The organism is Paraburkholderia sp. GAS199, from assembly GCF_050436585.1.
Taxonomy (GTDB): Bacteria; Pseudomonadota; Gammaproteobacteria; order Burkholderiales; family Burkholderiaceae; genus Paraburkholderia.
In genome coordinates this window covers 229,605-256,390 of the sequence record NZ_JBNDMM010000001.1, presented here as the reverse complement: position 1 = coordinate 256,390, position 26,786 = coordinate 229,605, and the positions used below count along the sequence as shown (strand labels likewise).

Sequence of the window (26,786 nt, the reverse complement as noted above, 5' to 3'; positions counted from 1 at the left end):
AGCCGATGCCAACGCGCGGCGCACCGCCCAACAACGCGCCGTCGCCCTCAATCCTCACCCGTTAGATCCACCGGCAGCAACGAGCGCCGGCGCCTTTGCCGCGCTCGCGAGTTCCTCGCTTGACCAGCCCCCTCCAAGCGCCTTGATGAGTTGCACGTTCGCACTCAGTAGGCGCGTCTGAATATCGAGCACGCCCCGCTGCGCATCGAGTGCCGCCGTCTGCGCCTGCACGACATCGAGGTAGCCGACCGCGCCCTGGCGATAGCGATTCAACGCGAGATCGAGCGAATGCTGCGCTGAATCGACCGCTTCGCGTTGCTGATCGAGCGCGGTGCTGAGATCCTGCAACAGCGAAAGGTTGTCTTCGATCTGCTGGAACGCCGACAACACGACTCCGCGATAACGCGCGCCGGCCTCATCGGTCGCGGCTTTCGCCGCATCGAGTTGCGCCCGACGCAAGCCGCCATCGAACACGTATTGAACCAGCTGGGGTCCGATTGCCCAGAAGATGTTGGGCGCGCTGACCAACCCGGCGTAGACCGAACTTTGCACACCACCTTGCAGGCTCAAGGTGATCGACGGGAAATAGGCCGCGCGCGCCACGCCGATTTTTGCATTCGCCTCAGCCACGCGCCGCTCGGCCGCGGCGATGTCGGGGCGCCGTTGCAACAACGTGGACGGCAGGTCGACGGGAATCACCGGCAGCGCGATCGCGCCGGTCGTCTGCGGCAGGCTGAATTCGGAGGCGGATGCGCCGGTCAGTTCCGCGATGGCGTGCTCGATCAACGCGCGTTGCGCGAGATTCTGCGACAACTGTGATTTCGCCGAAGACAACTGCGTTTTTGCGCGCGATACGTCGAGACCCGATACGATTCCGCCGCCATGCAGCGTCTGGGTGAGTTCGAGCGCGCGTGCGTATGCCTTGACCGTGTCGGTCAGGAGCTGCGTTTGTTGATCGAGCCCGCGCAGGCGCATGAAACTGTCGGCGAGTTGAACCTGCAAGCTCAGTTGCACGGACGCCAGATCGGCCTGGGTTGCCTGGGCTTCGTCCTTGCCTGCCGCTACGGAATCGCGCACCCGTCCCCAGAGATCGAGGTCGTAGTCGATTTCGCCGCCGAGCGTGGCCGAGTTGTAATAGTCGGGGCCACCGGCTCGCAACGGACGCGTATCCGACTGGCGGTCGCGCTGCGGAACCGCGCTCGCGGTGATCTTTGGATACAGTCCGGCCGACACTTGATCGACGAATGCCTTGGCTTGCCGGTAATGCGCGTAGGCGGCCTCGAGGTCCGTATTGTTCGCGAGCAGCCGCTGTTCGAGGTCGTCGAGTTGCGGGTCGTTATAGATTTTCCACCAGCCTGTGCGGCTCAACCGGTCCGCCGGTTGCGCGCTGACCCACGGACCGATCGCGCGGTATTGCGCGGCAATCGGCGTAGGCGGCACATGGTAGTCCGGTGCGAGCGAACACGCCGCGAGCGTGCTGATCCCGGCGAGAAGCGGCGCGAGTCTGAGCACAGCCGGCCTAGCCATTTGTGCTCCCCTTGGCGGGCGCGCTGGCGGCGCGCGCCGCCGTGGCAACCTGCACATGGTCGCCATCGGCCAGACCATCGGGCGGCGTGTCGATCACGCGATCGGTTGCCGTCAGTCCCGAACCGATTTCGACCGCATCGCCGAAGTCGCGGTTGATCGTCACGGTCTTGAAGACGACCTGGCTATTCGCGCCGAGGGTGGCGACCCGCAGGCCGCGAGCGTCGAACACCAGCGCGCTGGCAGGCACCCGCACGGCATTCGCCTGAACCGGCAGCTTGAATTGCAGGCTCGCGAATCCGCCAGGCAAGAGCTTGCCGTCCGAGTTATCGACCAATAGCTGCACGAGCGTCGTGCCCGACGCCACGTTCACCGAATCCGCCGACGCGACCACGCGAGCGGTGAAATGCTGCCCCGGATATTCCGGCACGGTCAGAGTCGCCGTCCCGCCATTGCGCACATCCGGTGCGTAGGCCTGCGGCACCTGCACGTACACGCGAAGACGCTTCACGTCGGAGACCACGAAGAGTTCCTGTCCGACGCCCCCGCTACCTGCATTGATGAGCGCGCCCACGTCCGTGTCGCGAGCGGTCACGACGCCATCGAACGGCGCCACGATACGCTCGAAGCTTTTCGTGGCAACCAGACGATCGACGTTAGCCTGCGCGGCCGCCACAGCCGCTTTCTTCGCGGTGTAGTCGCCCGTGCGTTCGTCGACTTCCTGCTGCGCGACCGAATCGGTGCCGAGCAACGCCTGCCAGCGCTTCGCAGTCGTGCCCGCGAGCGCCGCGTTGGCCTGAGCGCTCGCGAGGTCCGCGCGCGCCTGCACCAGTTGCTGATCGAGTTCGGGCGATTCGATTACCGCCAGCAATTGCCCGGACTTCACCGGCGTGCCGATCTCGGCGCTCCACGACTTCAGGTAGCCGCTGACACGCGCAAAAATCGGCGCGCGTGAGTAAGCTTCGAGATGCGAGGGCAGATCGAGTGTCGGTCCGTTTGCGGCGCTGACGGGACGGATCACGGTGACGGTCGGCACGACCTGCGCGTTGGTCCACGACTTCAGGTTGCGCGCGTCGACGACGCGTAGCGTGACACCCGCGGCAACCACGATGATGGCGATGACAAGGCCCGTCACGCCGATGGTGACGAGTCGGCGCCGCGGCGGCTGGTTGCCGGCGATCGGTTCAGACGACATGAGCGGGATCTCCCGTAGCGGGTGTCGGGGCAATTGCGCGGCCAGGGCGCGAGTGAATGATGCAGAAAATGACCGGCACCAGAAGCAGCGACGCGGTCGTAGCGAAGATCAGGCCGCCGATCACGGCGCGGCCAAGCGGTGCGTTCTGCTCGCCGCCTTCGCCCAGCGCAAGTGCCATGGGCGCCATGCCGATGATCATCGACAGCGCGGTCATCAGCACGGGGCGAAAGCGGGTGAAGCCGGCTTCGAGCGCGGCCTTGAACGGGTCGCCGTGTTCGGCAAGCCGTTCGCGGCAGAAGCTCACCACCAGAATCGAATTCGCGGTCGCCACGCCCATGCACATGATCGCGCCCGTCAAGGCGGGAACCGAAAGCGTGGTGTGGGTGGCAAACAGCATCCAGACGATGCCGGCAAGGGCGGCCGGCAGCGCCATCACGATCACGAACGGATCGGCCCACGACTGGAAGTTGACGACCACGACCAGATAGATCAGCACGACCGCGCCGAGCAGGCCGAACAGCATGCCGGCAAACGCGCTGTTCATGGTCTGGACCTGGCCGAGCAACGCCACCGTGGAGCCCTTCGGCAGCGTGCCCGCGTTCGCCTGCACCACGCGCTGGATGTCGGCCGCGACGGCGCCGAGGTCGCGATCCTGCGTCGTCGCGAAGATCTCGACCATCGGCTGGATGTTGTACTGGCTGACCACCGCGTTGGTGTTGGTCCGTTCGACGGTTGCGAGGCCGCCGAGGATCTGCCCGGTATTCTGCAGACTCGACGTGATCGGCAGATTTTGCAGCGACGCGAGTGAATCGAGACTGTATTGTGGCGTCTGCATCACGATCGGATACGACACGCCATTCGCGTTGTTCAGCCAGAACGTCGGCGCGACCTGACTCGAACCGGCAAGGTTCACCACCAGACTGTTCGTCACGTCCCGCTCGTTGATGCCGAGCAGTTGCGCGCGCGTGCGATCCACGTCGACATTGAAGGTCGGCGAATTTTGCGCCTGCTGGATGCGTGCGTCGACGACACCGGGAATCTGGCGAATTTCACGCAGTAAGCGGTTTGCGTAGATGAAATTGCCCGGCAGATTGTTGCCTCGCACCTGCAGGTCGACGGGGGCAGGCGAGCCGAAGTTCAGAATCTGGCTGATGATGTCCGCGGGCGGAAACGAAAACGTGACGCCGGGGAACAGTCGCGGCAACTTCTCCCGCATCTGCCGCACGTAATCTTCAGTGGGATGATGGTCTTCGTTCAGCGCAATCTGGATGTCGCCGTCCTGCGAGCCGATGGTGCCGGTGTTGTTATACGCAAGGTTGATACCGCTCACCGGCAGACCGATGTTATCCACCATCGTGCCAAGTTCGTTGGGTGGAATGATCTGGCGAATCGAGTTCTCCACGTCCGAAAAAATCTGCGCAGTTTTCTCGACGCGTACACCGACCGGTGCGCGAACGTGAAGCAGAATCTGCCCGGCATCCACGGCAGGAAAAAAGTTGCGGCCGAGCAGCGGCACCAGCGCGAACGAGAGCAGCACGAAAACGAGGAAGCAGGTCACGAAGGGCGCGCGATGATTCAACGCGACTTCGAGAATGCCGTGATAGCCCGTGCGGACTTTTTCAAAGCGCCGTTCGAAGCCTTGCTGGAAGCGTCCGAGTGGCCCGGGGCGTTTCTTTTCGTGCTCCGGCTCGTCCAGGTTATGAGGGTGGAGCAGATACTTCGCCATCGTCGGCACGAGTGTGCGGGACAGGATGAACGACGAGATCATCGCGAAGATCACGGCCTCGGCCATCGGCACGAACAGAAAGCGCGCCACGCCTTCGAGGAAAAACATCGGCACGAACACGATACAGATACACAGCAGCGCCACGAAGGCTGGCGTGACGATCTGCGCACCGCCGTCGAGAATGGCCTCTTCGACCTGCTTTCCCTGCTCCAGATGCCAGTTGATGTTCTCGATCGTGACGGTCGCATCGTCGACGAGAATCCCCACCGCGAGCGCGAGACCGCCGAGCGTCATGATGTTGAGTGTCTCGCCGAGCGCGGACAGCGTCGCAATCGAGCCGAGAATAGCCAGCGGGATCGAGGTCGCGATGATGACGGTCGAGCGCCAGCTTCCGAGAAACAGCAGGATCATCAGGCTGGTCAGCGCGGCCGCGATCACGCCTTCGCGCGCGACGCCGCTGATTGCCGCGCGCACGAAAAGCGACTGGTCGCCAATCGGCGAGATTTGCAGTGCGTCGGGTAATGAAGGCTTCGCGTCGATGACGTGCTGCTTGATGCCCGAGATGATGCCGAGCGTCGACACCGAACCGTTCTTGAGCACCGACATCAGCACCGAGCGTTTGCCATCCACGTGCACGATATTCGTTTGCGGCGGGCTCCCGTCGCGCACGTTGGCGACATCGTGGATATACACGGTGGTGCCGTTCACGGCCTTGATCGGCAGATCGCCGAGCGCTTTGAGCGCGGACGGCGCGTTGTTCAGTTGCAGCGTGTATTCGTGATCGCCGATCTTTTCCGTGCCGATCGGCGTGAGCAGATTCTGGCTGGCCAGCGCGTTTGCCACATCCTGCGCCGACAGTCCGCGCGCCTGCATCGCGGCCGGATTGACGTCGATCTGCACCTGCCGCGATTTACCGCCGAACGGGTAGGGAATCGAGGCGCCGGCCACGGTGACGAGTGCCGGGCGCAACTGGTTCAAGCCGAGGTCGCCGAGATTCTGCTCCGACAAGCCCTTGCCGGACAACGCGAGCTGGATGATCGGCACGGTCGACGCGTTGTAGTTCAGGATCAGCGGCGGCGTGGTGCCCGGCGGCAATTGCCGCAACTGCGTTTGCGCGACCGCCGTGACCTGGGCGTTCGCGTTACTGATGTTCACACCAGGCTGGAAAAAGATCTTGATGATCCCGAAGCCGTTCACCGATTCGGCCTCGATGTGCTGGATGTCGTTGACGGTCGTGGTCAGCGAGCGCTCGAACGGCGAGGTGATCCGTCCCACCATTTGATCGGGAGGCAGGCCGGTGTATTGCCACACCACGCTGATCACGGGGATGCGGATGTCGGGGAAGATGTCGGTCGGCGTCTTGAGCGCAGAAAGCGGCCCAATGATCAGAATAAGGATCGCCAGAACGACGAACGTGTAGGGGCGCCGGAGGGCAATGCGGACTAGCGCGAGCATGGATATTCCACGGCACGGATTTGAACGGACGGGCGGCCTGGCATACCGTCGCGCGCGAGCTGGCATGACAGCGCGATGGCTTGTCGCGAAGACTGGGGAAGTCGCCGGCCGATATCGTTGCCGTCGTCGCCGGATGCGTGTTGCCGAATGACACGGGACATGATCATTGTTCCAAAGACTGCTGACAGGAAGGCGCGGTTCGCAGAGGAAGCGGCCCGTGCAACGCCTCTAAGTCCAAAACAAAACGACGACCCGGGCAAAGCTGTGGTCGACGTTTAAATTTCCAAATGCCTTACATTATTTCCAGGCAAGCGCAATGCGAGACTTAACGACTTGCATCCCGCGCGATAGCAGCGCTCGCGGCAAACCGGGAATGTACACAACCGCAAAAAAATTTGCATTCTCTGCGCGCAGAGTTGCTCACGTCACACAGCCGAATTTGCTAATCGGGCGGACACGTGGATGACCTGCGCGTACTTCGCGAATACCCCGCGATAACCCTTATCCGACGCCGCTTTCTTTGGATGGCCGCCGTCGCCGATATAACTCGGAAGACGTTGGAAAACGCCTCGCCGAGTCGTATCTATTGTTGTATTACCATAATTTACGGGTGCAGTACGGACAACGTCTATTACTCGTGTTTTGCGCAATGGCGGAATCGGATTACCTTCAATAAAAAAGGTAGTCTGAAGATTTGTTGGGAAAGTTTTTATTGCAGCGAATTTGAACGGGTAACTCGAGTTGGTATCGGTTACGGCGCGCGACCCATGGAGTGGTCAGTGGGATCGCTAATGCGGGAAACGCATTTGAAATGATCTGGGCCTTGAAAAGCGGCCAGCGGGGGAGGGGAGATCAGCTGCGATTCACCTGCGTATCGGAATCGATATTAACGGGCGGCAACGGACGAGGCCTCCGCATCGAGTCGGTCGCGACAAAGGTCAGTGTGGCTTCGGTCACCTTGACGACGTCCGCCGTCATGCCCATGCGCTGCGCGAAGACTTCCACGTTGACGGTGACCGACGTGCGCCCCTCGTGAACAATATCCGCGTAAAAGCTCAGCAGGTCGCCGATAAAAACCGGTTGCTTGAACAAAAACGAATTGACTGCGATGGTGACGACGCGGCCGTTCGCGCGGCGGCTGGCGGGAATCGATCCGGCAATATCGACGTGCGACATGATCCAGCCGCCGAAGACATCGCCGTGCACATTGGCGCTCGACGGTTGCGGCACCACACGCAATACGGGCATCGCGTTGGCGGGAAGACGTTCTGAGGATGAGGAAGCGGACATGGCGGTCTCGTGTTGAAAGTGAGCCGGACAGGGTACGACAGTGTCCGGCCCGATGGAAATCGACTCAGCGGTTCACGCGCGTCAGCCAGTGCGCGTAGCGTTCCGATTTTCCTGCTACCGCGGCAAAGAACGTTTCCTGTAGCGACGCCGTAATCGGCCCACGCTCGCCTTTGCCGATCACGCGATCGTCCAGCTCGCGAATGGGCGTGACCTCGGCCGCCGTGCCAGTGAAAAAGGCTTCGTCGGCGCAGTACATTTCGTCGCGTGTAATGCGCTTTTCGACGACCCGAAGGCCCTGGTCTCGCGCGATTTCAATGACCGACGCGCGGGTAATGCCGTCGAGACACGATGCAAGGTCTGGCGTGTACAACACCCCATCGCGTACGATAAAAACATTTTCCCCCGCGCCCTCCGACACGTAGCCTTCCGTGTCGAGCAGCAACGCCTCGTCGTATCCGTGACGCGTGACTTCGCGATTGGCCAGAATCGAGTTGATGTAGTAGCCGCTTGCCTTGGCGCGCACCAGCGACACATTCACGTGATGGCGCGATAGCGACGATGTCTTGACACGAATGCCGCGCGAGAGTCCCTCGTCGCCGAGATAGCTGCCCCACGGCCAGGCAGCGATGCCGACGTGGACTGTGTTGTCGCGCGCACCCAGTCCCATCTGCTCGCTGCCGAGCCAGACGAGAGGGCGCAGATAGCATGCATTCAGCTGATTGCGACGCACCACTTCCAACTGCGCTTCTCTGATGGTGTCCGCGCTGAACGGTATGGTCATTTCGAAAATCTTTGCGGAATTGAAGAGTCTTTTCGTGTGATCGCCGAGGCGAAAGATTGCCGGACCCGTCGTGGTCTCGTATGCCCTGACGCCTTCGAATACGGCCATGCCGTAGTGAAGCGAATGTGTCAGAAAGTGGAGTTGCGCATCGCGCCACTGCACCAACTCACCGTCCAGCCAGATCACGCCGTCACGATCATGCATTGTCGATTTCATAACGCTTTTTCGATAAGTTCAGAAGATGAAAAGAGTGACGTGTCCGCTGCTTCGTTGCGGTATTCCGTCAGCCAGCGTTCGCGCCTCGCCGACGCAGCGAGCAGGTTGCGCTCCTTGACATGACCAAAGCCGCGAATTTCGTCGGGCAAGTTGGCGAGTTTCATCGCGGCATCGAATCGGGCCGTGTCGAGCGTTGCGCAGAATTCGTCGATCAACTCGAAGTACTGCGCGATCAACTCACGCTCGCTGCGGCGTTCTTCCGTCTTGCCGAACAGGTCGAATGCCGTGCCGCGCAGAAACCTGAATTTTTCGAGCACGCGAAACATGGTGAGGGTCCATTGTCCGAATCGCTGCTTTTTCAGGTGGCCATGTTCGTCACGTTTGGCGAGTAATGGCGGTGCGAGATGGAATGCCAGCGTGTAATCGCGACCCGGCTCGCCTTCGAACTGCGCGCGCAGTTTGTCCATGTAGGCGGGGTCCGCGTAAAGACGGGCCACTTCGTACTCGTCTTTATAGGTCATCAGTTTCGCCAGATTGCGCGCCACCGCCGTTGTGAGACGCGGCTTTGCCGCGCCCATCACGGCCGTTTCCTTCTCACGCAACCGGTCGATCGCGTCGATGTAGCGAGCCGCATAACGACGGTTCTGGTACTGACTTAACCGCTCGACGTTGCGTTCGATCAGCCGGTCCAGCGACTCCGGCATCTGCACGACAATGGCCTGCTGTTTGGTGGAGGATGGCGTAAAAGCATCGGCGGCGGCTTCGCCGTACTGCGCGATATAGCGGCCCCATTCGAACGCTAGGCGATTCTTTTCGACGGCCACGCCGTTCAGTTCGATGGCGCGATCGAGGCTGTCGTAGCCGAGCGGCAGCCAGCCGCGTTGCCAGGCAAAGCCGAGCAATAGCGGATTGGCGTAGAGCGTGTCGCCCAACAGGTCGAGCGCGAGACGATTGGCGTCGATGAAGTCGCAGTCGTCACCGATGCTTGCGCGCAAATCCTCTTGCGTTTGATCGGCGGGAAAAGTCCATTGGGGGTCCCGCACGAACTGGGCGGTCGGCGTGGCGCCGCTATTGATTGCCGCTTTAGTGATGTCGCGTTGTGTGCGCGCTAGCACTTCGGCCGAAGCGGAAACGATCGCATCGCAGCCGAGAATCAGACGTGCTTCGCCGGCCGCAATTCGTGTGGCGTGTAATTGGTCGGGCGTCGCGGCGATCTGCACATGACTGAGCACGGCGCCGCCTTTCTGTGCGAGCCCGGCCATATCGAGCACGGTGACACCTTTGTTTTCGAGGTGAGCCGCCATGCCCAGCAGCCCGCCAATCGTGACGACGCCGGTTCCGCCGACACCGGTCACGAGCACGCCGTAAGGCTTCGCGAGCGAGGCAATTTCAGGCCGGGGCAGTCCCGCGAAATCCGGCAATGCCGCCGAGGAGCTGGGTTTAGCGGGCTTTTTCAGCTGCGCGCCTTCCGCCGTGACGAAACTCGGGCAAAAGCCCTTCACGCATGAAAAATCTTTATTGCACGACGACTGGTTGATCTTGCGCTTGGTGCCGAGTGGCGTTTGCAGCGGCTCGACCGACAGACAGTTCGACTGCACCGAGCAGTCGCCACAACCTTCGCATACGGCGTCGTTGATGAAAGCGCGTTTCGCTGGATCGGGATAGGTGCCGCGTTTGCGGCGCCGACGCTTTTCGGTCGCGCATGTCTGGTCGTAGATCAGGATCGATGTGCCTGCCGTCTCGCGCAATTCGCGCTGCAAGCGGTCGAGTTCGTCGCGGTGATACACCTTCACGCCGTCGGGAAGGCGAATGCTCGCGTCGTATTTCTCCGGCTCGTCGGTGACGATCAGCACGTGTTTCGCGCCTTCCGCGATCACCTGAAACGCGATCTGCGGAACGGTGAGTACACCGTCCACGGGCTGGCCGCCGGTCATCGCGACCGCGTCGTTGTACAGCACCTTGTAGGTCACGTTCGCCCCGGCCGCAATCGACGCGCGAATCGCGAGCAAACCTGAGTGGAAATAGGTGCCGTCGCCCAGATTGACGAACACGTGCCGCTCATTCGTGAAGTGCATCTGACCGGTCCACGCTACACCTTCACCGCCCATCTGGCTGAAGGTCTCGGTATTGCGGTCCATCCACATCGACATGTAGTGGCAGCCAATGCCGGCCAGAGCGCGCGAACCTTCGGGCACTCGCGTCGAAGTGTTGTGCGGACAGCCCGAACAGAACCACGGTTGCCGCTCCGTCACGGAACGCGGCGTGGCCGCCTCGCGCTCCTTGGCTTCGATCACGGCAACCCGTGCTTCGATTCGCGCTCGCAGATCGGCGGGCAGATCGGCATTGGCGAGGCGCCGGGCGATCGCTTTCGCGATCAGAGCGGGCGACAGTTCGTAGTGCGCCGGCAGCAGCGTCTGTCCGCGCGGGACGGACCATTCGCCGCCTTCGTCGTCGCGCTGATCGAATTTGCCGAAGACCTTGGGCCGCACATCGTCGCGCCAGTTGTACAGTTCTTCCTTGAGGGCATATTCGAGAATCTGGCGTTTTTCTTCCACCACCAGAATTTCGTCGAGCCCGGTCGCGAAGTCGCGGGCATTTTGCGCGTCGAGTGGCCATACGCAACCCACTTTCAACACGCGGATGCCGATGCGTGCGCAGGTTTCATCGTCGAGCGAGAGGTCGGCGAGCGCCTGCCGGACGTCGAGGTAAGCCTTGCCCGCCGTCATGATGCCGAGACGCGGGTTGGGGCTGTCGATCACCACGCGGTTCAGTTTGTTCGCGCGGACGTAGGCGAGCGCCGCATACCACTTGTGGTTCAGGAGACGCGCCTCCTGCGCGAGCGGCGGATCGGGCCAGCGGATATTCAGACCGCCTTCGGGCATGTCGAAGTCTTCGGGCAGCACGATCTGCAAACGGTCCGGATCGATGTCGACCGAGGCGCTCGATTCGACCACGTCCGTGACGCATTTCATCGCCACCCACAAGCCCGCGTAGCGGCTCATGGCCCAGCCATGCAGACCGTAGTCGAGATATTCCTGCACGCTGGCCGGATACAGCACCGGAATGCCGCTCGCCACGAACATGTGCTCCGACTGATGCGCGACCGACGACGACTTGGCTGCATGATCGTCGCCTGCCAGCACCAGCACGCCGCCATTCGGATCGGTGCCGGCGGCATTCGCGTGCTTGAAGACATCGCCGGTGCGATCGACGCCCGGCCCTTTGCCGTACCACATGCCGAATACACCATCGACCCTCGCGCCCGGCCACAGATTGAGCTGCTGCGTGCCCCATACGGCCGTCGCCGCAAGATCCTCGTTCACTCCGGGCTGGAACACGACGTCGTGTTCCTTCAGATGCTTCTTCGCCTTCCACAGACCCTGATCGAGCGCGCCGAGCGGCGAACCGCGATAGCCGGACACGTAGCCCGCCGTGTTGATGCCGTTGCGGCGGTCGCGCGCCTTCTGCAGCATCGGCAATCGCACCAGCGCCTGGGTGCCGCTCATATAGACGCGGCCTTTTTCAAGGGTGTATTTGTCGTCGAGCGATATGTCGGCAAGCGCGTCTCTTAGCGGGGGCGATAGCGGGGCGTTCATGGGGCAGTCTCCGGCGGCTTTATTGGAAGCGGAGTATAGGAAGCGGAATTTCCAACGTAAAATCACGAATACCGAATCCTGCTATTCGAAAAACACATGTCTAAAGACGTTACCCTGCGGCAGATGCGTTACTTCGTGGCGGCAGCCCAGAGTGGTCAGTTTTCGATGGCAGCGACGGCTGAGCATGTGTCGCAATCGGCGATTACCAACGCGGTGCTCGCCCTGGAGGAAACCCTGGGTACGCGGCTCTTCGAGCGCCTGCCACAAGGCGTCAAGTTGACCCCGGAAGGGAACGATTTCCTGAACCACGCGAGGCACATACTCGATTCGGTGCGCGACGCCGTTTATAAGGCGCCGTTCCGTGCGCACGATCTGCGCGGCACCGTGCGCATTGCGGCTTCATACACGGTGCTGGGCTATTTTCTGCCCGAGTTGATGGCGCGCTTTCGCGCAACCTACCCCGACGTGGCGATCGATCTGCACGACCTGGACCGTGAGGCGATCGAAGAGGCCGTGCAGGCGGGAAGTGTCGATCTCGGCATCGTGCTGCTGTCGAATGTGGAGAATGTCAGGCGTTTTGCGCATCATGTGTTGATCCGCTCGCGTCGGCAGCTATGGACTTCGCCTACTCATCCGCTCGCGCAACTCAATGCGCCTTCGCTCGCTGATATCGCGAGTTACCCGTACATCATGATTACCGTGGACGAAGGCGAGCAGTCCACGCTGCGTTACTGGAAGCAGAACGACGTCGAGCCGAACATCGCGTTTCGCACGAGTTCGATGGAAGCGCTGCGTGGACTGGTCGCGCATGGTTTCGGCGTGACGATTCTGTCCGACATGGTGTTTCGGCCGTGGTCGCTCGAAGGAAAGCGGATCGACGCGCGACCGATTCTCAACGCGATTCCGCAAATGGATGCGGGGATGTTATGGCGTAAGGGCGCGACGCTCGATACGCCGGCAGTGGCGTTTCAGCAGTTCCTCATTCATGCATGCGGGAGTTGAAAGCGGGACGCGAGGTTGATGATCGTGATTCACATGCTATTTGTTTTTCGCATATCCCGGAGATGCGTTTTCATCTATACGAAGGGAGGTTTGCCGTGCCTCGATCCCGCGCCGACATGGGTTGGAGCCCGAACGCACTATAATCGGCGCGATGCATCGATTCATTGAGAATCGGTCGATGACCTTTTGCCTTCCGTCATGCCTAAACAGAGAGCTACCCAAGCCGCTCAACCTGCGTTGCGCAGCCGAAAATCCCCACAGGGCTCGCCCACCGTGCAGGACGTCGCGCGCCTCGCGAAGGTGTCGGTCGGCTCGGTCTCGCGGGTACTCAACGGCCGCGAAAACGTGGCGCCGGCCATTCAGGAGGCGGTCCGCGCCGCGGTGGCGGAGTTGAATTTCGTGCCGAACGTGGTGGCGCGCAGCATGCGCAAGGGCAGTTCCAGTGCGATCGGCTGTCTGATTTCCGACATCACCCAGCATACCGCCGCACAAATGGTGAGTGCGGCCGAAGAGCGGCTGCGGGCAAGCGGCTTTGAGATTCTGATCGCCAATTCCCACTACGATCTCGAGCGCGAGCGCGCCATTCTGTCGAGCCTCAAGCAGCGCCGCATCGACGGATTCATCGGCGCGATTTCCGACGACGAGACGCCCTCCTATTTCAACTTCCTGCACACCCTGAACATGCCTGTCGTGCTATGGGAGCGCGACGCACAGGGTGAATTCAATTCAGTGCTGACCGACCACGCCGACGGCTGCCGTCAGTCCGTACGCTATCTCGCGTCGCTCGGTCATCGCGCCATTGCACTCGTGGCCGGCCACGAAAACACCTGGGTGGGCCGCGAGATGGTGCGCGGCTATCAGGCCGCATGCGAGGCAGCCGGCATCGCGCCCGACCCGGCGCTCGTGCTGCGTACCAGCGCGTTCAACAAGGACGTTTGCCGCGCTCTCCTCACTGGTCCGGCACGGCCGAGCGCCATCATCGCGACGCTGAGCGACGTGGCCATCGTGCTTGAAGTCGTGCGGGAGGCTGGTTTGTCGATTCCAGGCGACCTGTCGGTCGTTTCCATCGGCGAGCACGAGTATTCGGGCATCGCGTCGCCGGCTTTGACCGTGGTGACGCAAAATCCGCGCGATGTCGGCCGTGAAGCGGCGGACATGATGTTGCAACTGATCAACGGATCCGCACCGTCCGGTATCCGCCGCTCGAAACATCCCATGCGGATGATCGTGCGCGAGTCGTGTGGCGCACCCCCGAGTCTTGCACGGCGCAAAAAGCGCTAACCCGTTTCTGTCCCAGGGTTTATCCGGCCACGAAGTGGCTTGACAGCGGATTTTTCGCTGCGGACATTGCGTACATCGTGTAAATGAATCGATTCACCAAAACTCGAGGTGCGCTGTGAGTGACAGGGAAAACGGGTTACAGTCGGGGCTGGACAATCGCGAGGAGGGCGGTCGCACAGGCCGTCGACGGTTTATGAAAACGGCGGGCGTGCTGGCCGGTGCGATGGCGACCGGACTCGGTCTCGATGGCTGCGGAGACGGCGGAATCAGCGCCGCGTCGGCGCAGAGCGTGGGCGCGCCGCTTCCGGCGATCGTGCCGGCGCAGACTGCGCTCGTCGTCATGCATTATCAGACTGACATACTGGGACTGTTTCCAACGGTTGCGCCCACGCTGCTCGCCAACACGCGCAACTTGTGCGATGCCGCGCGCGCCAAAGGCGTCAGCGTCTATTTCGCCAAGATCCAGTTCAGTCCGGGCTATCCGGAAGTCAGCCCATTGAACAAGAACGGCCAGGGACTCAAACAACTCGGTCTTTTCATCGACGACAAAATTGCCCCGGAGTTAGGGCAACTGGCCAGCGAACCGCTCATCATCGGGCATCGCGTGAGCGTGTTCTTCGGCACCGATCTGTCGGCGCGACTTTCCGCCCAGGGTATCGACACCTTGATCATGGTGGGCATCGCGTCGACGGGTGTGGTGTTGTCGTCGGTCGCCTATGCGAGTGACGCGGACTTCCGCTTATACACGGTGAAGGATTGCTGTTACGACCCGGATCAGGTCGTGCACGATCATCTTTTCTCCACGGCATTCGATTCGCGCACTACGGTGCTGTCGCTCGCCGACGCTTCTTTGCTGCTCGCTTAGGCCCACAGCAAAACGGCCTGGACACGTCAGCCAGGGTTTCCGATATTTTTGAAAAGTTGACTCGCCGCCCCAACCTCACTATTGTTTGTGAATCGATTCACCGAATGTGACGAATCCAGCGGCACTGAAAAAACAGAGGATTTCATGACTTTCAGCAGCAGGCGACGACAAGTGCTTCGTGCGGGCGCCGCGGGCATCGCGGGGCTTTCCCTGCCGTTCGTGTTCGAAGGCCGCGTTTTCGCGGCCCAGGCAGGCGTGCTGTCGGTCGCGATTCCGAGCAATCCGCAAACGCTCGACCCGATCAACCAGCCGAATCACGACGTGATGGCGATCAACCAGTTGATCTTCGAGAACCTGGTCGGCATCGACGCGCGTGGTCAACGTGTGCCGCAACTGGCGCGTGCATGGACCATTTCGTCCGACAAACTGACGTACACCTTCGATCTGCAACGCGGTGTGAGTTTTCAGAACGGTCAGCCGTTCACCTCCGCCGATGTGAAATACAGCTTCGATTACGTGCTGAATCCTGCGAACAAGGCATTCCGCCGGCCGTTCTGGACGGTTATCGAGTCGGTCGCGGCGCCGGACCCGCACACCGCCGTGATTCGCCTCAAGCGTCCTTACCGTCCGTTGCTCGACTACATGTCGAAGTACACGGGTATTTTTCCGGTAGGCAGTCGTGAACAGCATCCGGCCGACTACTTCAAGCAGACGCCGATCGGCGTCGGTACCGGGCCGGCAATTTTTGTGCAGTCGAAGGCCAACGATTTCGTCGAACTGAAACGCAATCCGGCGTATTGGGGCAAGGGCGAGCCGCATTGGGACAAGATCGTGTTCCGCATCATTCCCGAAGAGTCGTCGCGGCTTGCCTCGCTCATGTCGGACCAGACGCAGATCATCAGCGCGCCGCCGGCTCAGACCTTCGCGCAGATCCGTACGTCGGCAGGTCTCGCGGGCGACAGCCGTCCTTCGCCAACCAGCCCGCTGATGATGTGCCTGAACAACCGCAAGGCGCCGTTCGACGATCCCGCGTTTCGCCGCGCCGTATCGCTCGTGCTGGACCGCACCAAGGTGTGTCGCGATCTTTGCTACGGCGCCGTGAAAGCGAGCAGCATGCCGTTTGCGCCGGACTCGCCATGGTACGACGCGAGCGCTGCTTCGAGCCTCGCGTTCAATCTGGACCAGGCGCGGGTAGCGTTGAAAAGCTCGAAGTACGCGAGCGGTGCGTCGTTCGATCTGCTGTATGTGCAGCCAGCCTATCTGATCGACACGTCGTCGACGGCACTTTTTATTCAGGCGCAACTGGCGTCGCTGGGCGTGCGCGTCAATCTGCGTCCGCTCGATTTTGGCCAGATGATCTCGCAGGTGCTGGTCGGCAATCACGCCGCTGCATTGACGGGTTTCATCGCGCCGCCGGAGCCGACGTATCTGCTCAACGCGCTGTTCAGACCCAGTGAAAGTCTCTGGAAGGCGAGCGGTTACGAGAGCAGCGAACTGCTGAAGCTGATCGACGACAGCTACCTGATCGACGACCCGGCTGCGCTCAAACCCGTCCTTGGCAAGATTCAGCAGGTGCTGGCGCGCGACTGTCCTGCCGTCTGGATCGGTGCGCTGGAAGTGCAGAACCTGTGGCGCAGCAACGTCAAGGATTTCCAGGTGAACACCGGCTTTTCACTGAAGCTCGACAACGTTTCCCTCGCGAAGGCATGAGGTCGCTATGAAAGGCGTTTCGAGACTGTTTTCTTCCGTACTCGTGCTGCTGGTGGTGAGCGCGCTATTGTTCGCGATGTGCCGCGCGACACCTGTTTCGCCCGCGCGCCTGACGTTGGGCAGCGACGCGAGCACTGAACAGGTTGCCGCGTTCAATCATCAGTACGGGCTCGACCGGCCGGTCGTCGCGCAGTACGGCCGGTGGCTGAACGGTGCGCTCGCGCTCGACTTCGGCAAGTCGTACGCAACCGGCAATCCGATCGGCCCGCAAATCGCCGACACGCTGCCTAATACGGTCGAACTCGTCACGCTATCTTTCGTGTTGACAGTCGTGGTGTCGATCGTGCTCGGCACCGTGGCGGCATTAAATGAGAACAGCGGCACGGACCATCTGTTGCGAGCGGTGGCAATCGTTGGGTTATCGGTGCCGTCTTTCTGGCTCGGACTGCTGTTGATCCGCTATGTCGCGTTGAAGACCGGCTGGTTTCCGGTGGGCGGCCTGACGCCCTGGTCGGACGGCATGGCCTCGCATCTCCTGGCGCTCGTGTTGCCCGTGCTGACGATGTCCGTGTACTACATCTCCGTGTTGAGCCGTCTGGTGCGGGCGAACATGGTGGACGCACTTTCGCAGGACTACGTGCGCACCGCCAGAGCGCTCGGTTTGTCGCCGTCGCGAATTCGTCTGTATGCATTGAAAAACGCGTTGCCGTCGCTGGTCAGCACAGCCGCGATGAGCTACGGCTACATGTTCGGCTGGGCCTTGATCGTGGAGCAGATCTTCAACCTGCCGGGCGTTTCGCGTGCGTTGCTCACGGCAATCTTCCAGCGCGACTATCCGACGGTGCAGGCCATCGTGCTCGTGATCACGACGATCTTCATCGCGTCGAACACGTGCGCCGATGTGCTGCATGCTTATCTCGACCCGAAGGCGAACAGAACATGATGGCTGATTCATCCTTATCGAACGTACGGCGCAAACCGCATGCGCTCGGCACATGGCTCGCGTCGGCCGCTCGCCTGCTGCGCGCGCTGATGCGCGAACCGGCCGGTGCAATCGGTCTGGTGACAATCGTATTGCTGATCGTGGTCGCGGTGAGCGCGCCGTGGTTGCCCTTGCAAGATCCGCTGCAACTCCATATCGAACATCGTCTGGAAGCGCCGGGCGCGGCATTCTGGTTCGGCACCGATCAGGTCGGCCGCGACATTCTCAGCCGCACGATCTGGGGCGCTCGCGCGTCGCTCTCCATCGGGCTGTGCGCGGTGGCAATCGGTCTCATGCTCGGCACCGGCATCGGCCTCGTGGCGGGCTACAAGGCCGGCTCGTGGCTCGACGAGACTTTGATGAAACTGATGGAAGTGCTCGCCTCGATTCCGTTGCTGATCTGGGCGATCGCACTGGTTGGCATTACCGGCACCGACACGCTGCATCTCGGCATCTTGACGATTTCGAACGAAACCAAACTCGTGCTGCTGATCGGTGTGTTGTACGCGCCGGGTCTCGCGCGGCTCACGCACAGTCTCGCGAAGGCCGAGTCGCAGGCGGAGTATGTGGCGGCGCGCGTGCTGCAAGGAGCGGGCGGTGTGCGCATCATGCTGTCCGACGTGTTGCCCAATATCGTCTCGCCTGTGCTGATCCAGGCGACGTTGCTGCTCGGCGTGACGATCATCGTGGAAGCGTCGCTCAGTTTCATCGGGCTCGGCGTGCAACCGCCGACACCGAGCTGGGGGGCGATGCTTTCGGACGCCCGCGCACTGGTCTTTACCGACAACTGGTGGGTATCGGCATTCCCAGGCGCGGCCGTGTTCGTCAGCGTGCTGGCCTTCAATCTGTTCGGCGACTCGATGCGCACGATTCTCGATCCGCGGCGACGCAATGCACGTGCGGCCAATGTGCCGGGAGCGTCGCTATGAACCAGCCGCTGCTATCGATTGAAAATCTGCGCGTCAGCTTCGGTTCCGGCAAGACGCAGACCGAAGTTCTGCATGGGCTCGATCTGCAAGTGGGACGCGGCGATGCGGTCGGTCTCGTCGGCGAATCGGGTTCCGGTAAGAGTGTGGCCTCGCTGGCGGTGCTCGGTTTGCTCGGCAACGCGGGGCGTATCAGCGGCGGGCGAATCGTGCTCGACGGCGAAGACCTGGGCCGTGCGTCGGAGGCGCGCATGCGGGCATTGCGTGGCCGCCGCATCTCCATGATCTTTCAGGACCCGGCGACGGCGCTCAACCCCGCTTTCACGATTGGCGCGCAACTCGCCGACGTGATCCGCGCTCACCGTCCGCTGCGTGGCAGCGCGATACGCGACGAAGTGCATGCGGTACTCGCGCGCGTCGGCTTCAAAGATCCGCGCATCACCGCGCGGGCGTATCCGCATGAATTGAGCGGCGGCATGAAGCAACGCGCGATGATCGCCGCCGCGATTGTCTGCGAGCCGGCGCTGTTGCTGGCCGACGAACCCACCACCGCGCTCGACGTAACCGTGCAGGCGCAAATCGTCGAGTTACTGCGAAAACTCGTGAGTGAGATGGATCTCGGCCTCGTTTTCATCACGCACAATCTCGATTTGGTGGCGGAGCTGTGTTCACGCGCCGTCGTGCTCAAGCAGGGTGACGTGGTCGAAGCCGGACCGGTGGAGGACATCTTTCTGCGGCCCGCACACGATTACACCCGGCATCTGATCGCAAGCATTCCGCGTTTGCCGGTTACACGCGAGGCAAGCCGCCGTCAACCTGAGGAACCGCGCCATGCTCTCTAATCTGCCGAATGCTGCTCTCGCTGCGCAGCCGATCTTCGCGCTCGACGAGGTCGGTAAATCGTATGCGCTGGCGCGGTCCCCGCTGGAGCGGATGTTCAACCGGCGCCGCTTTCATGCCGTATCGGGCGTGACGCTGGAAGTGGTGAAAGGCGACTCGCTTGCCATCGTCGGCGAGAGCGGCAGCGGTAAATCGACCGTCGCGCGCATGATGGTCGGCCTCACGGAGCCGACGACAGGTTCCATCCATTTCAGGGGCGACGCCTTGAACACGATGACGCGTACGCAGAACGCGGCGTTTCGTCAGCGCGTGCAGATGGTGTTTCAAAGCACCACGAATTCGCTCAATCCACGCAAGACGATTGCCACGACGCTGACCGAAGCCATCGGCCACGACGGCGTGCCAGTGCGTGAATTGCTCGACATGGTGCGGCTGTCGGCATTCGTGCTGGCGCGCTATCCGCATCAGCTTTCGGGCGGTCAGCGTCAACGCGTGGGTATCGCGCGGGCACTCGCTCGCCGTCCGGAACTGGTCGTTGCCGATGAACCGACGTCTGCACTCGACGTGTCGATCCAGGCGGAGATTATCCGGCTGCTGCGCGAGCTTCACCAGAGCGCGGGCGTCTCGCTGGTCGTGATCAGCCACGATCTGGCGCTGGTCGGTGAGTTGTGCCAGCGCGTGGTGGTGATGCGGGAAGGGCGTGTCGTAGAAGCGGGTGCCGTGGATCAGGTGCTGTTCGAGCCGCGCGAGCAATACACGATGGAGTTGCTGGCGGCCATACCGAAGGGCATCGGTCGGCATTCCGCCGGGGTGGGTCCGGAGTAGGTGTCAAAGCACTGACTCCGGCAGGCGCTTTAAGTCGTAGTGAAGAAGATCCGGGTCAAGCAGTGAGCCGACCCACCTCGGGATATTTTTTTAAAACCGTGGTGAATCGATTCATTTGCTATCATCAATCGATCGCTAGCCGACCGGGGTGTCGCGATTCCATGTTTGGAGAAGAGCGGTGAAGGAAAAGTTATTCATCATGGCGGCTCTCATGGGCGGAAGCGGTCTCGTTCATGCGCAGAGTTCGGTCACGTTGTACGGGATCATCAACGAGGCGATCACCTGGTCGTCGAATCAGGGCGGTCACAGTGCCGTGCAGTTGACCGGCAACGGCGAGTACGGCAGCCGCTGGGGGCTCAGAGGTGCTGAGGACCTGGGCGGTGGCACCCGGGCGATCTTCACGCTGGAGAACGGCTTTAGTCCGGTGAACGGTTCGCTCGGTCAGAACAACCGTATGTTCGGACGCCAGGCGTTCGTGGGTTTCGCGAATGCGGACTACGGCACGCTGACGTTCGGCCGCCAGTACGACGCGATTGTCGGCACGTTGCAGACGATGACGTCCAACGGGGCGTGGGGCGGCGTGATGTTCTCCCACCCATACGACAACGACAACACCGACGACTATCTGCGCGTCAATAATTCCATCAAGTACGTCTCGCCGAATCTGAAGGGCTTCACCGGCACGGCCATGTACGCCTTCAGCAATGCGCCAGGCGCCTTCGCGAACAACCGTATGTGGTCGGTCGGCGGCATCTATTCACAGGGCGCCTTTTCGATTGCGGCGGCATATTCGCTCTACGACGAGCCGGGCGTGAATACCACGGCGAACGTCAACACCAACGGCGCCATCACCTGTTGCGATGCCCCGATCACGTCCAAACGCGAACAGATTGCGGGCATCGGTGCGTCGTATGTCATCGGACCGGCCAAGCTGAGCCTGATGTACAGCAACGCGATCTACAACAACGTCGGCACCACGCTCACGAGCGGCATCAACTATCGCTTCAACAACTACGAAGCGAACGCGCGTTTCACGCTCGACCCGACACTGTTCTTCGGCATGGCCTACACCTACACCAGTGACGACATCACCGGTGGTCCGGGTGGGCCTACGCAGGTGCACTGGCATCAGGTCAATCTGCTGGTCGACAAGTTCCTGTCCAAGCGCACCTCCATCTATACGGAAGTGATCTATTTGCGCGCGGCAGGCGGCGGTTTTCCACGGCCTACGGGCGGCCCGTTGCCGGCGACCTCGAACGGCATGCTGGCCTCGCAGGTCCAGACCATGCTGCCTTCTTCCGGACAGAACCAGACGGTGGTCAGCGTCGGACTCGTGCACAAGTTCTAGCAGCACTGCATTGACCGGCGCAAACCGGCAACGCGTTTGTGCCGCATCGACTAACAAGCAAGGTGTGTAATGACTGAAAGACTTTACCGAGCCGGTGTCGATATCGGTGGAACGTTCACCGATATCGTCGTGATCGGCGATGACGGCGTGATTCATACGAGGAAGGTTTCGTCCACGCCGCAGGACTATGGCATTGCGATCGTCGCGGGCCTGCAGGCATTGCTGGATTCGCTCGACGCGCAACCGCGCCAGATTACCGAGCTGGTCCACGCCACCACGGTTGCCACGAATACGGTGCTTGAAGGCAAAGGTGCGCGCACCGCGCTGATCACCACACGTGGTTTTCGCGACGTCGTCGAGATCGGCCGTTTGCGCGTGCCGATGCTCTACAACCTTGCGTATCAGAAGCCCGAGCCGTTGGCGAAACGCCGGCATCGTTATGAAGTCGACGAACGTCTGCTCGCCGACGGTTCGGTCGACACGCCGCTCGACGACGTACAGGTGCTGGATATCGCGCGACGTATTGCCGGCGAAAAAATTGAAGCCGTCGCGATCAGTCTGATTCATGCGTACGCGAATCCGCAACACGAGATCCGCATTCGCGAATTGCTGCGTGGCGTGCTCGGCGACACTGTCTATCTCACCTGTTCGCACGAAATCCTTCCAGAAATCCGCGAATACGAACGCACCAGCACGACCGTGGTGAATGCGTATCTCGGGCCGGTGGTGGTGAGTTATCTGCATTCACTCATCGACAAGCTGCGGAGTATCGGCATGACTGGGCCCGTGCAGATCATGCATTCGAACGGCGGCGTGATGAGCGCGGCCATGGTGATGCAAAAGCCCGCTACGATCATCGAGTCCGGGCCGGCGGCCGGGGTGATCGCGGGCGCTTCGGTGGCGGCCGCATCGGGATACGCCGATTGCATTACGGTCGACATGGGCGGGACCACCGCGAAGGCGGCGATTATCGAGAAGGGCGAGCCGGCGCGCACGACCGAATACGAGGTGGGCGCAGGCATCAATGTCAGCAGCAAGCTCGTCAAGGGCGGCGGCCATGCGGTCAAGCTGCCGTTCATCGACGTCTCGGAGATCGGCGCGGGCGGCGGAAGCCTGGTACGTATCGACGCGGGCGGCCTCGTCAAGGTCGGCCCGGATTCGGCGGGCTCGGTGCCCGGCCCCGTGTGCTACGACGCGGGCGGCACGATTCCGACGCTCACCGATGCTGTGCTGACGCTCGGCTACCTGAACCCCGAGTTTCTTGCCGGCGGTGAATTGCGCATCAATCAGAGCAAGTCGCTCGACGCCATGCGCACGCAGATCGCCGACCCTACGCACACGGATCTGTACGAAGCCGCGTATGGCGTTTTCTCGATCGCAGCCTCGACTATGACGCGTGCGGTGAAAGCCGTGTCGACGTATCGCGGACGCGATCCGCGCGAATTCGCTCTGTTCGCTTTCGGCGGCAATGGTCCGGTGATCGTCCATGCCATCGCCGAATTGCTCGACATGAAGACCGTTATCGTGCCGCCGAGCCCCGGTGTGTTCAGCGCACTCGGTCTGCTGTTCTCGTCGACACAACACGAGTTCATGCAAACAATGTTCTGCCGCCTCGATCATTCCGCAGAACTGGAGTTGGGCAACGCGCTCGAAGATCTGGTCGCGCGGGCCACGGCGGACATGACGGCCGAAGGCAATGCGTTCGACGATATCGCCGTAACGTGCGCGCTGGATTTACGTTACACGGGGCAGGCCTACGAATTGACCGTGCCGATCGAATGGCGCGCTGGTGAGCCGCTCGACATCGCGCCGATCGCCGCCGCGTTTCATGCGGAGCACGAGCGCACTTACGGCCATGCGTCCGCGGACGAAGTAATCGAGCTCGTCAATCTGCGCGCGGTGGGGTCGCTGCGCTCGCAGAAAGACCGCGCCTACGACGCGCAACGCGCCGGCGGAAGCCGGACAGATTCACTGCGCGCGCACGCGCCGGCGCGGCGCCGGGCGTATTTTGGCAAGACCCACGGTTTCATGGACACACCCGTGATCTCGCGTGCCGATCTGCGCGCCGCGCCGATGAACGGCCCGCTGATTGTCGAAGAATACGACTCGACCTGTGTCGTGCCGCCGAATGCCGGTGCGCGTCTCGATGCCTACGAAAACATCGTCATCACGTTTCTGGAGCAATCCGTATGACTACCCAGCAAACCGCTTCGGCCGGCACGGATGCCATCACGCTTGAAATCGTCAAGAACGCGCTCGGGTCGATTGCCGACGAAATGGCGCTCGTCGTGCTGCGCACCGCGTATTCGCCGATCGTGCGTGATTCGATGGACTTCTCCACTGCGGTGTTCGATCGCGCCGGCCGCGTGATCGCGCAAGGTCTGACCTTGCCGATTCACCTCGGCGCATTTCCCGCCGCGATGGAGACCGTGGTGCGTCGCTTCGGCACAGCCGGCAAACCCGGCGACATCTACATCATGAACGATCCATACACGTCGGGCGGCATGCATCTGCCGGACGTGTATCTGATTCAACCGGTGTTTTACGGCTCGCGTATCGAAGGCTATGTTGCGACCATTGTCCATCACGCCGATATCGGCGGCATGGCGCCGGGCAGCATGGCGATCGGCGCCACGGAAATCTATCAGGAAGGCTTGCGAATTCCATTGATGAAGTTGAGCGATGCCGGCACGGTCAACGACGCGCTCGTCACGCTGCTGGAAACGAACTCGCGTATGCCGGGTCAGTTGCGCGGCGATCTGCGCGCACAGGTGGCTTCGTGCAAGGCCGGTGAGCGCGGCCTCGTGCAATTGCTCGACAAATACGGCGCGGACGGTTTCGGACGGCTGGTCGAGGCATTGCACGACTACGCCGAACGCCTGACGCGCCAGGCCATCGGGACGATGCCGGACGGCGAATACCGTTACGAAGATTTCATCGATGGCCTCGGTGACACGCCCGTGCCGATCGCGTTTCGCGTCACGGTGACGGTGGCCGGCGACACGATCCGCATCGACTGGACCGGCACCGATGCACAGGTGCAGGGTGCCATCAACGGCCCGTTCGCGACCACGCAATCGGTTGCGTATGCGGCGGTGCGCTGCGCGATCGGCGTCGATGTGCCGAACTGCGAAGGGTTTTCGCGACCCGTGCAGGTCTACGCGGAAAGCGGCTCGATTGTGAATCCGGTGGAACCGGCTGCCTGCGCCGCGCGCGGGATCATCGCTTACCGCATGTTCGACGTGCTGCAGGGCGCGTTCGCGCAGATCGTGCCGGACACGATCCCGGCGCTCGGCGAAGGCGGCCCTTCGGTGGTGTCGATCTCCGGGCGGCACCCGGATGACGAGCGCGGTGCGCGTGGCGGCAACTGGCTGATTACCGACGGCGTGCTCGGCAGCTGGGGCGGCGGTCGCAACGACGGCTGCGAAGGCATTGCGAATCCGCTCGGCAATCTGTCGAACCAGCCGGTCGAACTGATCGAGGCTCGTCTGCCGCTCAAAATCACCGAGTACGGCTTCGTCACCGACTCGGGTGGCGCCGGCCGGCATCGGGGCGGCCTCGCCATGCGTCGCGCCTATGAATTGCGCAGTGACGACGCCTTGCTCGGCCTGCGCTCGGACCGCCGCGTGCATCGGCCGTCGGGTTCGCATGGCGGCTTGAGCGGCTCGCCGTCGCTCAATCTGCTGACCCGTGACGGCCACAGCACCTTATTGCCGACCATGCCGAGCACCGTAACGCCGCTTCGCAAGGGCGATCGCTTCTGCCATCTCGCGGCGGGCGGCGCGGGTCATGGCGATCCATTGACACGTGCGCCGCAGGTCGTGCGTGAAGACGTGCTGGACGAGCGCATCACGGAACAGATGGCGCGCGAAGTGTATGGCGTCGTGTTCGACGGTGCGACGCACGAGGTCGACGAGCAGCGCACCGCCGAGATGCGAACGCGCCTTCAGACGTTGTCCGGCCAGGAACACGTCGCGAGGCAGGAGGCGCTGTTCCTGCAGTCGATCGGTGCCGATGCCGCGGTTATCGGCGAACTCTGACCACCATGGAGTGATACCCATGTGCGCTTCAATCCTCGATCCAGTTTGCGACGCGCAACGTGTGCGCCTGTTGCGTCCCAGTTGGGCCGAGCTCGACGATGGCGCCATTGCGGCAAATCTGGCGGTTGCGCGTGAACGGGTGGGGCCGGCCACGAAAATCTACTTTGTCTGTAAGGGCGACGGATTCGGCTTCGGTGCCGCGAAGGTTGCGCGGCTGGCGGCGCAGGCGGGCGTCGATGGCTTTTGCGTGGGGAGTCCGGAAGAGGGCGTCGCGATTCGCCGTGCCGGGATCGACCGCGACATCCTGCTGTTTGCCGCGACATTGCCCGAGGATGCGGCGCAGGTTGCCGCGTTGGGACTGACGGTGACGATCCAGAGTCGGGAAAGCCTGCATGCTTTCATCGACGCAGGCGTCGCGGTCGATGCGTTCCTGGAGATCGATCCGGGCTTCGGACGCTTCGGCTTCCTGCCTTCGCAATGGCAAGGTGCGTTTGACGTGCTGCGCAATCAGAAAACAGTACGGCTCAAAGGCGTGTACACGCACCTCAGCTCACCGGAGAACGACGATGTAACACGCCGGCAGGCTGGCGTGTTCGACGCGGCGCTTGCCGATGCGCGTGCCGCGGGCTTCAACGACTTGATAACGATGCTGGCAAGCTCGCGGGTCATGCTCGCGCATCCCCATCTGGCGTATCACGCGGTCGATCCAGGGCGTCTGCTCTACGGTGCGCTGGACGCGGACTGGATGGCCCGCGCGCCGCTGCGTCCTCTGTTGCGGGCCGTGCGCGGGCGCATCATTCATGTGCAGGAGCATCGAGCCGGGTCCACGCTCGGGATTGGCTATGCAGAGCCGATCCAGCTCGAACACGATGTGCGTATCGGCGTCGTGCCGATCGGTTTCTGGGACGGGTTGAATCATGTGCCGCCGCTGGGTCGCGTGCTGGTGCACGGGCAAAGCGCTCCTTTACTTGGACGCCGCTCTTTCCAGCATACCGTGATCGATATCACCGAGATCGGGCAGGCGAGGACGGGGAGTGTGGTCACGCTGCTGGGGCAGGACGGCGACCAGTCGATCACGATCGACGAGATGGCGCAGACGCTGCGGCTACCGGTCATGGAGTTGATTCCGCGACTGGCGAGGGGGTTGCCGCATGTTAGTGCAGGGGTGAAGGATTGATTTGGCC

General features: G+C 62.0%; 18 protein-coding genes. 12 read left to right on the top strand and 6 right to left on the bottom strand.

Translation table 11 applies throughout. The features are described from left to right. Positions 1-54 precede the first annotated feature (54 nt). From P3T18_RS01065 to P3T18_RS01040, 6 genes are all read right to left on the bottom strand, one after another. Positions 55-1,527 carry an efflux transporter outer membrane subunit gene (locus P3T18_RS01065; RefSeq protein WP_429298055.1) on the bottom strand — a complete coding sequence of 491 codons (1,473 nt, stop codon included), beginning with the start codon at positions 1,525-1,527 and terminating at the stop codon, positions 55-57. After that, positions 1,520-2,719, bottom strand: coding sequence for an efflux RND transporter periplasmic adaptor subunit (locus P3T18_RS01060; protein WP_429298054.1), 1,200 nt, complete (start codon positions 2,717-2,719; stop codon positions 1,520-1,522). Before P3T18_RS01060 ends, P3T18_RS01065 begins: the two co-directional genes overlap by 8 nt. Beyond that, on the bottom strand, positions 2,709-5,900 hold the full coding sequence (locus tag P3T18_RS01055; RefSeq protein WP_429298053.1) for an efflux RND transporter permease subunit: 3,192 nt from the start codon (positions 5,898-5,900) through the stop codon (positions 2,709-2,711). Before P3T18_RS01055 ends, P3T18_RS01060 begins: the two co-directional genes overlap by 11 nt. Before the next feature lie 852 nt (positions 5,901-6,752). After that, on the bottom strand, positions 6,753-7,190 hold the full coding sequence (locus P3T18_RS01050) for an acyl-CoA thioesterase (protein WP_429298052.1): 438 nt from the start codon (positions 7,188-7,190) through the stop codon (positions 6,753-6,755). 64 nt (positions 7,191-7,254) lie between these two features. Further along, positions 7,255-8,187, bottom strand: coding sequence for a branched-chain amino acid transaminase (locus P3T18_RS01045; protein WP_429298051.1), 933 nt, complete (start codon positions 8,185-8,187; stop codon positions 7,255-7,257). Then, a complete protein-coding gene (locus P3T18_RS01040) occupies positions 8,184-11,783 on the bottom strand; it encodes an indolepyruvate ferredoxin oxidoreductase family protein (RefSeq protein WP_429298050.1) in 3,600 nt (1,199 codons plus the stop codon). Before P3T18_RS01040 ends, P3T18_RS01045 begins: the two co-directional genes overlap by 4 nt. A gap of 96 nt (positions 11,784-11,879) precedes the next feature. On the opposite strand from P3T18_RS01040, the gene P3T18_RS01035 reads away from it, so the two are divergent. From P3T18_RS01035 to alr, 12 genes are all read left to right on the top strand, one after another. Then, complete coding sequence (locus tag P3T18_RS01035; protein ID WP_429298049.1) at positions 11,880-12,785, top strand: LysR family transcriptional regulator; 906 nt, start codon at positions 11,880-11,882, stop codon at positions 12,783-12,785. Positions 12,786-12,983: 198 nt separating this feature from the next. Further along, a complete protein-coding gene (locus P3T18_RS01030) occupies positions 12,984-14,066 on the top strand; it encodes a LacI family DNA-binding transcriptional regulator (RefSeq protein ID WP_429298048.1) in 1,083 nt (360 codons plus the stop codon). A gap of 223 nt (positions 14,067-14,289) precedes the next feature. Beyond that, positions 14,290-14,931: an isochorismatase family cysteine hydrolase gene (locus tag P3T18_RS01025; RefSeq protein WP_429299012.1), complete on the top strand. Its 642-nt coding sequence runs from the start codon at positions 14,290-14,292 to the stop codon at positions 14,929-14,931. Between the two features lie 171 nt (positions 14,932-15,102). Further along, complete coding sequence (locus P3T18_RS01020) at positions 15,103-16,641, top strand: ABC transporter substrate-binding protein (RefSeq protein WP_429298047.1); 1,539 nt, start codon at positions 15,103-15,105, stop codon at positions 16,639-16,641. Positions 16,642-16,648: 7 nt separating this feature from the next. Next, a complete protein-coding gene (locus P3T18_RS01015; RefSeq protein WP_429298046.1) occupies positions 16,649-17,584 on the top strand; it encodes an ABC transporter permease in 936 nt (311 codons plus the stop codon). Continuing rightward, on the top strand, positions 17,581-18,552 hold the full coding sequence (locus P3T18_RS01010; protein ID WP_429298045.1) for an ABC transporter permease: 972 nt from the start codon (positions 17,581-17,583) through the stop codon (positions 18,550-18,552). The genes P3T18_RS01015 and P3T18_RS01010 overlap by 4 nt, the downstream gene beginning before the upstream one ends. Further along, positions 18,549-19,391: an ATP-binding cassette domain-containing protein gene (locus P3T18_RS01005; RefSeq protein WP_429298044.1), complete on the top strand. Its 843-nt coding sequence runs from the start codon at positions 18,549-18,551 to the stop codon at positions 19,389-19,391. Before P3T18_RS01010 ends, P3T18_RS01005 begins: the two co-directional genes overlap by 4 nt. After that, positions 19,381-20,214, top strand: a complete 834-nt coding sequence (locus P3T18_RS01000) for an ABC transporter ATP-binding protein (protein ID WP_429298043.1) — start codon at positions 19,381-19,383, stop codon at positions 20,212-20,214. Before P3T18_RS01005 ends, P3T18_RS01000 begins: the two co-directional genes overlap by 11 nt. A 199-nt stretch (positions 20,215-20,413) precedes the next feature. Then, positions 20,414-21,562, top strand: coding sequence for a porin (locus P3T18_RS00995; protein ID WP_429298042.1), 1,149 nt, complete (start codon positions 20,414-20,416; stop codon positions 21,560-21,562). Positions 21,563-21,631: 69 nt separating this feature from the next. Beyond that, on the top strand, positions 21,632-23,755 hold the full coding sequence (locus P3T18_RS00990; RefSeq protein ID WP_429298041.1) for a hydantoinase/oxoprolinase family protein: 2,124 nt from the start codon (positions 21,632-21,634) through the stop codon (positions 23,753-23,755). Next, complete coding sequence (locus P3T18_RS00985; RefSeq protein ID WP_429298040.1) at positions 23,752-25,602, top strand: hydantoinase B/oxoprolinase family protein; 1,851 nt, start codon at positions 23,752-23,754, stop codon at positions 25,600-25,602. Before P3T18_RS00990 ends, P3T18_RS00985 begins: the two co-directional genes overlap by 4 nt. A 19-nt stretch (positions 25,603-25,621) precedes the next feature. Then, positions 25,622-26,779 carry an alanine racemase gene (alr, locus tag P3T18_RS00980; protein ID WP_429298039.1) on the top strand — a complete coding sequence of 386 codons (1,158 nt, stop codon included), beginning with the start codon at positions 25,622-25,624 and terminating at the stop codon, positions 26,777-26,779. The last annotated feature ends 7 nt before the right edge of the window (positions 26,780-26,786 follow it).

What these genes read in the sequence shown, in the direction of transcription:
- P3T18_RS01065 (WP_429298055.1), bottom strand. Translation starts at nt 1,527, where the DNA reads ATGGCTAGGCCGGCTGTGCTCAGACTCGCGCCGCTTCTCGCCGGGATC.
- P3T18_RS01060 (WP_429298054.1), bottom strand. Translation starts at nt 2,719, where the DNA reads ATGTCGTCTGAACCGATCGCCGGCAACCAGCCGCCGCGGCGCCGACTC.
- P3T18_RS01055 (WP_429298053.1), bottom strand. Translation starts at nt 5,900, where the DNA reads ATGCTCGCGCTAGTCCGCATTGCCCTCCGGCGCCCCTACACGTTCGTC.
- P3T18_RS01050 (WP_429298052.1), bottom strand. Translation starts at nt 7,190, where the DNA reads ATGTCCGCTTCCTCATCCTCAGAACGTCTTCCCGCCAACGCGATGCCC.
- P3T18_RS01045 (WP_429298051.1), bottom strand. Translation starts at nt 8,187, where the DNA reads ATGAAATCGACAATGCATGATCGTGACGGCGTGATCTGGCTGGACGGT.
- P3T18_RS01040 (WP_429298050.1), bottom strand. Translation starts at nt 11,783, where the DNA reads ATGAACGCCCCGCTATCGCCCCCGCTAAGAGACGCGCTTGCCGACATA.
- P3T18_RS01035 (WP_429298049.1), top strand. Translation starts at nt 11,880, where the DNA reads ATGTCTAAAGACGTTACCCTGCGGCAGATGCGTTACTTCGTGGCGGCA.
- P3T18_RS01030 (WP_429298048.1), top strand. Translation starts at nt 12,984, where the DNA reads ATGCCTAAACAGAGAGCTACCCAAGCCGCTCAACCTGCGTTGCGCAGC.
- P3T18_RS01025 (WP_429299012.1), top strand. Translation starts at nt 14,290, where the DNA reads ATGGCGACCGGACTCGGTCTCGATGGCTGCGGAGACGGCGGAATCAGC.
- P3T18_RS01015 (WP_429298046.1), top strand. Translation starts at nt 16,649, where the DNA reads ATGAAAGGCGTTTCGAGACTGTTTTCTTCCGTACTCGTGCTGCTGGTG.
- P3T18_RS01010 (WP_429298045.1), top strand. Translation starts at nt 17,581, where the DNA reads ATGATGGCTGATTCATCCTTATCGAACGTACGGCGCAAACCGCATGCG.
- P3T18_RS01005 (WP_429298044.1), top strand. Translation starts at nt 18,549, where the DNA reads ATGAACCAGCCGCTGCTATCGATTGAAAATCTGCGCGTCAGCTTCGGT.
- P3T18_RS01000 (WP_429298043.1), top strand. Translation starts at nt 19,381, where the DNA reads ATGCTCTCTAATCTGCCGAATGCTGCTCTCGCTGCGCAGCCGATCTTC.
- P3T18_RS00995 (WP_429298042.1), top strand. Translation starts at nt 20,414, where the DNA reads ATGGCGGCTCTCATGGGCGGAAGCGGTCTCGTTCATGCGCAGAGTTCG.
- P3T18_RS00990 (WP_429298041.1), top strand. Translation starts at nt 21,632, where the DNA reads ATGACTGAAAGACTTTACCGAGCCGGTGTCGATATCGGTGGAACGTTC.
- P3T18_RS00985 (WP_429298040.1), top strand. Translation starts at nt 23,752, where the DNA reads ATGACTACCCAGCAAACCGCTTCGGCCGGCACGGATGCCATCACGCTT.
- alr (WP_429298039.1), top strand. Translation starts at nt 25,622, where the DNA reads ATGTGCGCTTCAATCCTCGATCCAGTTTGCGACGCGCAACGTGTGCGC.